This is a genomic window from Cupriavidus sp. MPR-AND1C, from assembly GCF_058809705.1.
The window spans coordinates 22,254-30,937 of sequence record NZ_JBXASU010000085.1; the positions used below are offsets into that span (position 1 = coordinate 22,254).

Genomic DNA, 8,684 nt, shown 5'->3' on the forward strand with positions numbered 1-8,684 from the left:
CAGAAGGGGCCCCGGGGCCCCTTCTGCGAGCACAGAATGAACAACAATACCGACAACACCTTGCTTCCAGCCGGCCTCAGTGTCCAGGCATTGGAGAAGTGCCTTGCCGACAAAGGGCTGCACCTTGAAATCAGTTGGTTCTGGGCTGGCCGCGAGCGCCGCGGCATGCTGCGTGTACTGGATGGCCACAAGGAGGTTGTGCGCGAAGTCTTTGCGCGGAGGACGCAGGCGTGGACTGCATCCGATGAGAGACTCGGGCGCCTGACTCGGGGCTCACCGAAGCATAGGGCTATCGACCGGCTGCTGTACCGGCTCGTCTAGGATGCCTCTCCAAGCGAAGCGGTTCACCGCAACTTCGGACTACCGCCAGTGGTAACAGCAGCCGCAACTGATAACGACGCGGGACCTACCCAGCGGCTCTGTAGGGAAGTACGGAAACATCATGAACATTACACTGAACGCAATACAAGCTCGCCAAGTCATTTTGGACGCCATGACACCTACGATGGGCATCGTTGAATGGCCCCCTTAGGACTATGTGGGAAGCCGGCTTGATTACAGAGCAACTGACGACGCAGCCGCGGCATATATTGCAGCCAGAGCGGCTTTGTTGCCATCGACGCCATTGGGCGAAGCTCTGGCGATTATCGAGAAGTTGGCGGGGGAGTTAGAAGTTGCTGGCAAGGAGCACTACGAGCGCCTGGAGGCGCTAAGCCGGCGCGACTAGAGCCCGGACCGGGCGGTGCTGTGGGGGCACCCAGAAGCTTGGGTGCCAACAAAGACGTATTTCGATGACGTGAGTGCTCTGTTCACTGCGTACCGACGGCTGGACTTCGCTCACCGCATGGCGGCGCGCTTGCGCCAACTCGGGGCTGAATACGTCTTTCCCTCCCTTTGTATGCAGAGAGGGGCAACAAGGTAACACGGTAACGCGGCAGGCAGGGCGCCTATCTGGCGCCGAGGGCTTGAACTATCGAGCAAACGCTGTAGTACATGTCCCATGCCGTCCGCGCGCGCCTTGCCGCTATGTGAAACTCGACTAACGCCTCACGCCAGACTTGGGGCGCCACTTTAGCCCCAGGAGTAGTGCGGTCAAAGGCGGCGGAGGCTGGCGAGGGGGCGCAGAGTGCGTCGAACTTACGAAGTGAGGCCTCAGCTGCCGAGCTGAGGTGCAGTGCCAGGTCATGCAACTTCTTCTCAGCCTCGCACAGTGTTGTGTTCGGGCCGATGCCGGCCCCTGTGACCACAGCATGCCCCGCTTCGGCGTCGATGTCGCGCAGCCTCAGGCCGGGCAAGGGCTGCTGAAGCATGATTGATGTCAATTCCGCCAGCGCGCGTTCAACATCGAAACTCAACATCCTGGACCTCTCAGGTGGAAGCGATAAGGTTGGTGTCAACCGGCTATGAATTTGGGCGCTGGCACTACTCGGCAGCTTCGTCCCCAGTATCGCGCTCGGCTTGACGCAGCATCGACACCCACGTGGTGCCCACGCGCTCTAACGCTTGCGCAATGGTGTAGCCCGCGGCTTGCAGCCAGTCAAAGCGGTTGAGCACAAGGGCTGCTGCCAATTTTCGCCAGTCGAGAGCGCGCCGTAGCCACCGTCGCGGCCGTGACGTACCTTTGCAAGCAGGTGTTTGTATTCAACGTCGTTCTTCATATCTGCTGCTCCCTGGTTATCGACCGCGAAACAGGTGCGCTGGGAGGGGGCAGTCGGTAGCCAGTAGGAGGGTCTGCCGCCACAGATGCCTCCGAGTCGCCCCAATCCGACACGCTTGCCCTATGTCAACAGCAAAACGTGGCCGCCACCAAGCGCGGCCAGGCTTTCCGCAGGCGTGCGGCGCTGAGATACGGTTCAATAGGGGGCTCGCCGTCTTCAATCTCTCCGATAGTTTGCCTCGGGAAATTCCAAAGGTCCCGTTCGAGGCAAACGCGCTCGTACAGCAGGCCCCATCGGCCATGCAACAACTCGGGCGAGTTATTGGCTACACGGCAAAAGAGGTCCGCAGTTGGGAGCGCGAGGGGCGGTGCGTCTTGCAACTCGGTGTCTTGTACTGCGGCTGCCACGATGTGGTCAAGCCATTCAGTCAGGCCAAGTCCGGATGCTTGCGCGGAGACCATGGCGGCGGCGCAGACCGCCGGGGACAGATGCAGTGTGGTGCGAATAGCCGATGCCGTGTCGAAAGGCGTTGCTTTCATGCGTGCTCCTTTGTCGGTGTGTTGGTGACAAAAGGATGGCGCATTGCGCGCAGGAACGCACGGAGTTTCGGTTACACCAATTCTTGGTGACTACACGTAATGAGTCTGGCCATGGCGGCCGGGCGAATTCGGGAGGTCATTTATGGAGAGAGGATGGGTAACAGCAGCGGACGTGGTGCGCGCGTGCGTCGCGTTGAAAAAACGGCGGCGTCGTGTCGGGCCGACCAACGTGAGGCTTGAGCTTGGGCGGGGTAGCTACAGCACCATTGTTCGGCACTTGAAAGTCTTGGCTTTCAAAGAGACGATTCGCGCCTCATAGAGGAATAGCCGGAGGTGTAATTTGCCAAGCGCGCCTACCATTCTGGACGGCGCGCTTGTCCTTTCTGAGCATTATTTCGCTTCGTTTGCAACCTCTTGCGTGGCGCGTGGAGCAGCGTTCTTCTGAGCTCGTCGTGGCCGCCCAGGTTTCCGTGTCGAGGTGGTTGTCGGCAAAGTGTCCCGGAATTCGGCCCAGGTCGGAAAGCCTGTCGGAAGGAGCTTCAGGTGCTGGAGCGCGTCAAATGCTGCAAGAAGCGGCTCCTCTGGGTACCATATGCTCCCATAGTAGTCCGCACCCGCATTCTGGACCGGTCCAGCGTGTCCAGTAATGGCGTCAGAGACTTGTTGGACGACATTGCGACGGCGCAATTCATCTTTCAGCGAATGTCTGAGGCTGTAGGTAACCTTCTTGGGGTCGTCTATGCCTACGATATTCCGGAGGTATGTTCCAAGATGCTTGAGCGTGTATCGCGCGCGGTCTTCCTCCGATTCGGCGTCGGCGGCAGGTGCGGTGGCTTGGCAAGGGATAAGCCATTCACCCATGGGTACCGTTTCGATATAGTCGGCGAAGCCGAGTTCCATCAGCTCCCTCGGTATAGGCAAATGCCTGAAGCTGACATTGTGCTTTGGCCGTCGGCGTAAGCCATTCGGGCTCAGATTGGGGTGATAGACGTGAATCCAATATCGGCCGGCGGCATCCACGCGAATATCGTCCCGCATCAGTGTTGCCACTTCCTCCGGTCGCATTCCCAACGCAAAGAGCAGCAGCGGAAACCAATAACTTACGGGCCTTGCAAGACGGTCATCAGTGAGCCAATAGCGCGCCTTGGAAAAGTAGGCAGATATGTCCTCTGCTGCAAATGGGTGCGTTTTGTCCTTGGCCAGTCCAGCGTCGGCCGCGGCGGTGCCTTTCAGTGCGAGGTTCGATAGCTTGATACCGAGCGCGGGGTTGAGTTCAATATCGCCTCGACTGGCGGCGCTTCCGAGAATTGCGCTCACCGCAGCATGGCGCTTCTTCAGCGTCTTTTGCGATATGTTCTCGGTGCGGGCCGTCTGCTCCAGCCACTGGATGATGTGGCGCCTGCCCTCGATTTGGCGGACTGTTATGTCCTTCAGTGGAGTTCCAAGTCCACCTACGTACTCGCCGAAGTTGTGGAAGATTCCTGTGAACTCTTTGTTTGTCTTGGATTTTTTCCCCGAAGTTTGCAGCCAGTTGTCAAGACACGCCTGCAGGGTGTGTCCGCCGGAGTCGACCGTCTTCGCGGACGTGCGTTCTTTGTCCGGCTTGGCTGCGTCTTCCTTGTTGCGCACATCGGGCAACTCGGGGGTAGGAACGTATGTGCCACCAAAGCGGGCGAGCGTAGCTCTAACGGCCGCCAGTTCTTCCGTGAGTAACCTCATCAAAAAGGCGTGCTTTTCAATGCACTCGTCGTCGAGTCGAATGCGTAGGACCTCTTCGAGATGCTCGGCCACTTCGGCTGCCCACTCTGGCGGAGGCGCCATTCGGCGGAGGCTTTGCTCAAGGGGAGTAAGGCGAGCCCTTAAATCCTCCTCGGCCTCGTCCAACTCAGCATCCGTCATGTTTGGGCCATTCTCGTCATGCCACTGCAACGCTCGCGTTTGCCAGGCAGAGGCGAACTCATCGAGTGCGGCACGGTCGGCCTCGGTCAATAACTTCAGAGTGCGCAGAGGTGGGCGGGGCGTGTGCAGCAAGGGGCATTTTTCGGCTGCGTCCTCGAGCTTTCCCAGTAGCTCACGCCATTCTGTCAGGTGAGCGAGGTATTTCTCCTGGCGTTTGGTCTTGTCGTCCCCGAGGCTGCGCTTGAATGCCGTGAGGCCCGCGGCAAAGGGGCGCAGATGTTTGGGGATGATGACGCGGAAGTGTGGAACCGTCGTGCCGGCGGGTTGGCAGACGTAGGGAAGCTTGGCCAAGGTATCGTCCATCGTAGTGAAGGACTCGCGAGAGCCCTTTGTACCAGTCGTTTGTACCAGTGGGCATATCGGCCAATCTTCCTAAGTCCTTGAATCCAGGCGGAACCCTTACGAATCAAGGACAAAGAAAAAGCCCGCCGAAGCGGGCTTTTGAATATGGTGGCGAATCAGGGACTCGAACCCCGGACCTGCGGATTATGATTCCGTCGCTCTAACCAACTGAGCTAATTCGCCGAACAAGACCGAGATTATACATGGCATTTTGAGGCTGTCAACACCACTTCTTCAAAAAGTTTTGAGGGCGTCGAATGGCACGGCATGCACCCTGCAGCCTGCAAAAAAAAACGGCGGACCTTGCGGCCCGCCGGTGGAGCGACTGACTACCGGATCAGTCGTGCATGAGACTGTTGCCCTGGACCACGGGCCGGCTCACGCGCCTTCAGTCGTTGGCGTAGATATCCACGTCCTTGGTTTCGCGGATGAACAGCGAGCCGAGAACCAGGGTGACGCCCGCGATGATGATCGGGTACCAGAGGCCGTAGTAGATGTTGCCGTTCTGCGCCACCAGCGCGAAGGAGATGGTGGGCAGCAGGCCGCCGAACCAGCCATTGCCGATGTGATACGGCAGCGACATGGACGTGTAGCGGATCCGGGTCGGGAACATCTCCACCAGCATGGCCGCGATCGGGCCGTACACCATGGTCACGTAGATCACCAGGATGACGAGGACCACCAGCACCATGATGGTGTTCATCTGCGCGGGGTCCGCCTTGGTCGGGTAGCCGGCCGAGGCCATCGACTCGCCCACCTGCTTCTTGAACGCAGCGATCTGCTTCTTGCTCGCATCGTCGAAGCTGTGGCCCGCCGGTACCAGCGAGGCGTTGAACGAAGCGATCTCCTTGTCGCCGATCTTCACCGAGGCCACGGTGCCGGCCGGAGCTTCCACCACTTCATAGCTGGCCGAAGCTTGTGCCAGGGTCCGCTTGACGATGTCGCAGGAGCTGCGGAAATCGATTTCGCGGGCGATCGGGCTGCCCTGGAAGGAGCATTGCTTCGGATCCGCGGTCACCACGATCTGGGCGCTTTGCTGCGCGCGCTCCAGGGCCGGGTTGGCGTAGTGGGTCAGGGCCTTGAACAGCGGGAAGTAGGTCAGCATCGCCAGCGCGCAGCCGGCCATGATGATCCACTTGCGCCCGACCTTGTCCGACAGCGAGCCAAAGAAGATGAAGAAGGGCGTGCCGACCACCAGGGCGCCCGCGATCAGCAGGTTGGCGGTGGTGGCGTCGACCTTGAGCACCTGGGTCAGGAAGAACAGCGAGTAGAACTGGCCGGTGTACCAGACCACGGCCTGGCCGGCGGTCAGGCCGATCAGCGCCAGGATCACGATCTTCAGGTTGCGCCATTGGCCGAACGCTTCGGTCAGCGGGGCCTTGGAGGTCTTGCCTTCGGCCTTCATCTTCTGGAAGGCGGGCGATTCGCTCATCGACAGGCGGATGTAGACCGACACGCCCAGCAGCAGGATCGAGACCAGGAACGGAATGCGCCAGCCCCAGACTTCAAAGTTGGTGCCCGTCATGTTGCGGCACACCAGGATCACGATCAGCGACAGGAACAGGCCGAGCGTGGCGGTGGTCTGGATCCAGGCGGTATAGGCACCGCGCTTGCCGTGCGGCGCGTGCTCGGCCACGTAGGTGGCGGCGCCGCCGTACTCGCCGCCGAGCGCCAGGCCCTGCAGCATGCGCAGCCCGATCAGGATGATCGGGGCGGCCCAGCCGATGCTGGCGAATCCCGGCAGCAGGCCCACGATGAAGGTCGAGGCCCCCATGATCAGGATGGTCACCAGGAAGGTGTACTTGCGCCCGATCATGTCGCCCAGGCGGCCGAACACCAGCGCGCCGAACGGCCGCACGATGAAGCCGGCGGCAAATGCCAGCAGGGCGAAAATGAAGGCGGCGGTTGGATCGAGGCCGGAGAAGAACTGCTTGGCGATGATGGCCGCCAGCGAACCGTAAAGATAAAAGTCGTACCACTCGAACACCGTCCCGAGCGAGGAGGCAAAGATCACCTTCCTCTCTTCGGCGGTCATTGCCGAGTTCTGGGCGTTGCCCCCGGGTATCGCCACGTTTTGTGCGTTGGCCATCGTCTCCTCCGTTTGTGATCGGAATCTTTCGGGCTGGCGGCCGGCACGCTCTCGCTCTCTGGCGGACGCGCGACAACCTCCGAAGTTGCAATGGATTGTGGGAGGCGAACCTTACTGCGTTCTGACAATTTCGGCCGGGTTCGCCACTAAACGCTCGGGGTATACGCTAGGCGAAAAGCAGGCCCGGCGGTGCTGCGCCGCGCTGCGAAGGGCGTCAGGCGGGCCTGTGTCAGCCTGTGATGCGTGGCGGCGCCGGGATTCTTGCTATGCAGCATCGTCGTGCTGGCGGGCGGGCGCGGGCAGCTCGCGGGCGTCATCGTCTTCATCGCGGTTCATGCGCCAGGCATAGATTGCCGCCATCAGGACGTAGACGATCAGCGCGCCCTGCGCACCGACCCAGAACGAGAAGGGCCAGCCGAAGAAATCGAAGCGCAACTCGCGGGCATACCAGGCGACCACGAAGGTGACAACGAACCAGATCGATAGCAGCACGGCAATCCAGCGCAGGTTGCGATGCCACGCGCGGCGCTCGGACTGATCGGCCTGGTCGCGCCCGCCGCGCGCCTGGTCGGGGTTGGTCATGCAGGCTCCAGTAGGGATGGCCGGCGCAGCGTGATGCGAAAGCACGCGCCGGCCAGGCGCGGCTCCGTCTGGTAGACGTGGTCGAGAATGGTGACATCGCCGCCGTGCTGCTGCACGATCTCGCGCACGATGGCCAGGCCCAGGCCGCTGCCCTGGGTCTTGGTGCCGAGCACGCGGTAGAACCGTTCCATCACGCGCTCGCGCTCGGCCACCGGGATGCCGCAGCCGGTGTCTTCCACCTCGAGATACGCGAAGGGCTCGAAGGCATCCGCGCTGACGCGCACGGTGGCGTGGCCATCGGCCGGCGTGTAGCGGATGGCGTTGTCGATCAGGTTGTTGAGCATCTCGGTGAGCATCAACCGATTGCCTTGCACCATCACCGGATGGTCGTCGGCATCCACGCCGAGGTCGATGCGGCGCGCCCACGCCTGCGGCAGCCAGTCCTTGACCACCTCGCGCGCGAGCGCGGCCAGGTCCAGCGGCGCCATGCTGCCGGCGCCGGCCAGGTTCTCCATGCGCGCCAGCGACAGCAACTGCGTCACCAGGTGGGCCGCGCGCTCCGAGCTGCCGGCGATCTGCGCCAGCGACTTGCGCAGCTCCTCGGGCGATTGCTCGCGCTGCGCCAGTTCCGCCTGCATGCGCAGCCCGGCCAGCGGCGTCTTCATCTGGTGGGCGGCATCGGCGATAAAGCGTTTCTGCGTCTGCACGGACACGTCGAGCCGCGCCAGCAGGTCGTTGAACGAGGCCACCAGCGGCGTGATTTCCTGCGGCGCGGCGCGCTCGTCGATGGGGCTGGTGTCGCCGGGGTTGCGTGCGCGGATGCGCTGCTGGATCGAAGTCAGCGGGGCCAGCCCGCGCGTGAGGCCGAACCACACCAGCACCACCGCCAGCGGCAGGATCACGAACTGCGGCAGGATCACGCCCTTGATGATTTCATTGGCCAGCCGAGCGCGCTTGTCGAGCGTCTCGCCAACCTGCACCAGCACCGGCTGCGCGTCGCCCGCCTGCTTCAGATCGACGTAGGTGTAGGCCACGCGCACGTCGTTGCCCGCGATGCGGTCGTCGCGCAGCGAGACCAGCCCGGCGTGGCCGCGATCGTCCTCGCCGGGCAGCGGCATGTCGTTGTCCCCGGCGACGAACTCGCCGTGCGTGCCCACCACCTGGTAGTAGATGTTGTCGGTTTCATCGGCCCGCAGGATTTCGCGCGCGGACAGGGGCAACTGCAGCGTGACGCGCCCGTTGACCTCGCGCACCTGCTGCGACAGCACGATGGCGCTGGCCTCCAGCGAGCGGTCGAAGGGCCCGTTGGCAATGGATTTCGCCACCAGGTAGGTCACGGCAATGCTCATTGGCCACAGCAGCAGCAGCGGCGCCAGCATCCAGTCCAGGATTTCGCCGAACAGCGAGCGCGGCGATGGATGGCCCGCGCTGTCTTCAAGGTGCGGCAGGGCCTCGGCCAGCGTTTCGTCGCTGACGATCTCATCGGGCGGGGAGGGCGCGCGCGCGGGCCGTGCG

8 protein-coding genes and 1 tRNA gene are annotated in these 8,684 nt (G+C 62.1%); 1 reads left to right on the forward strand and 8 read right to left on the reverse strand.

Annotation, left to right across the window (positions count from 1 at the left end; translation table 11 throughout):
- Positions 1-36 precede the first annotated feature (36 nt).
- A complete protein-coding gene (locus AC1RWI_RS30620) occupies positions 37-321 on the forward strand; it encodes a hypothetical protein (RefSeq protein WP_492870183.1) in 285 nt (94 codons plus the stop codon).
- A 626-nt stretch (positions 322-947) separates the two neighbouring features.
- Here AC1RWI_RS30620 and AC1RWI_RS30625 read toward each other — a convergent pair.
- The 8 genes from AC1RWI_RS30625 to AC1RWI_RS30660 all read right to left on the reverse strand — a co-directional run.
- Positions 948-1,358, reverse strand: coding sequence for a hypothetical protein (locus tag AC1RWI_RS30625; RefSeq protein ID WP_492870184.1), 411 nt, complete (start codon positions 1,356-1,358; stop codon positions 948-950).
- 64 nt (positions 1,359-1,422) lie between these two features.
- Positions 1,423-1,569, reverse strand: coding sequence for a hypothetical protein (locus AC1RWI_RS30630; RefSeq protein ID WP_492870185.1), 147 nt, complete (start codon positions 1,567-1,569; stop codon positions 1,423-1,425).
- A 214-nt stretch (positions 1,570-1,783) separates the two neighbouring features.
- Positions 1,784-2,197, reverse strand: a complete 414-nt coding sequence (locus AC1RWI_RS30635; protein ID WP_492870186.1) for a hypothetical protein — start codon at positions 2,195-2,197, stop codon at positions 1,784-1,786.
- Between the two features lie 390 nt (positions 2,198-2,587).
- Positions 2,588-4,459 carry a hypothetical protein gene (locus tag AC1RWI_RS30640; protein WP_492870187.1) on the reverse strand — a complete coding sequence of 624 codons (1,872 nt, stop codon included), beginning with the start codon at positions 4,457-4,459 and terminating at the stop codon, positions 2,588-2,590.
- Between the two features lie 145 nt (positions 4,460-4,604).
- Positions 4,605-4,681: transfer RNA gene (locus AC1RWI_RS30645), tRNA-Met, on the reverse strand.
- A 205-nt stretch (positions 4,682-4,886) separates the two neighbouring features.
- A complete protein-coding gene (locus tag AC1RWI_RS30650) occupies positions 4,887-6,587 on the reverse strand; it encodes an MFS transporter (protein WP_492870188.1) in 1,701 nt (566 codons plus the stop codon).
- 264 nt (positions 6,588-6,851) lie between these two features.
- Positions 6,852-7,169 carry a DUF4212 domain-containing protein gene (locus AC1RWI_RS30655; RefSeq protein ID WP_492870189.1) on the reverse strand — a complete coding sequence of 106 codons (318 nt, stop codon included), beginning with the start codon at positions 7,167-7,169 and terminating at the stop codon, positions 6,852-6,854.
- On the reverse strand, positions 7,166-8,684 hold a 1,519-nt coding region (locus tag AC1RWI_RS30660; protein WP_492870190.1), incomplete at its 5' end, for a sensor histidine kinase. The genes AC1RWI_RS30655 and AC1RWI_RS30660, both read right to left, overlap by 4 nt.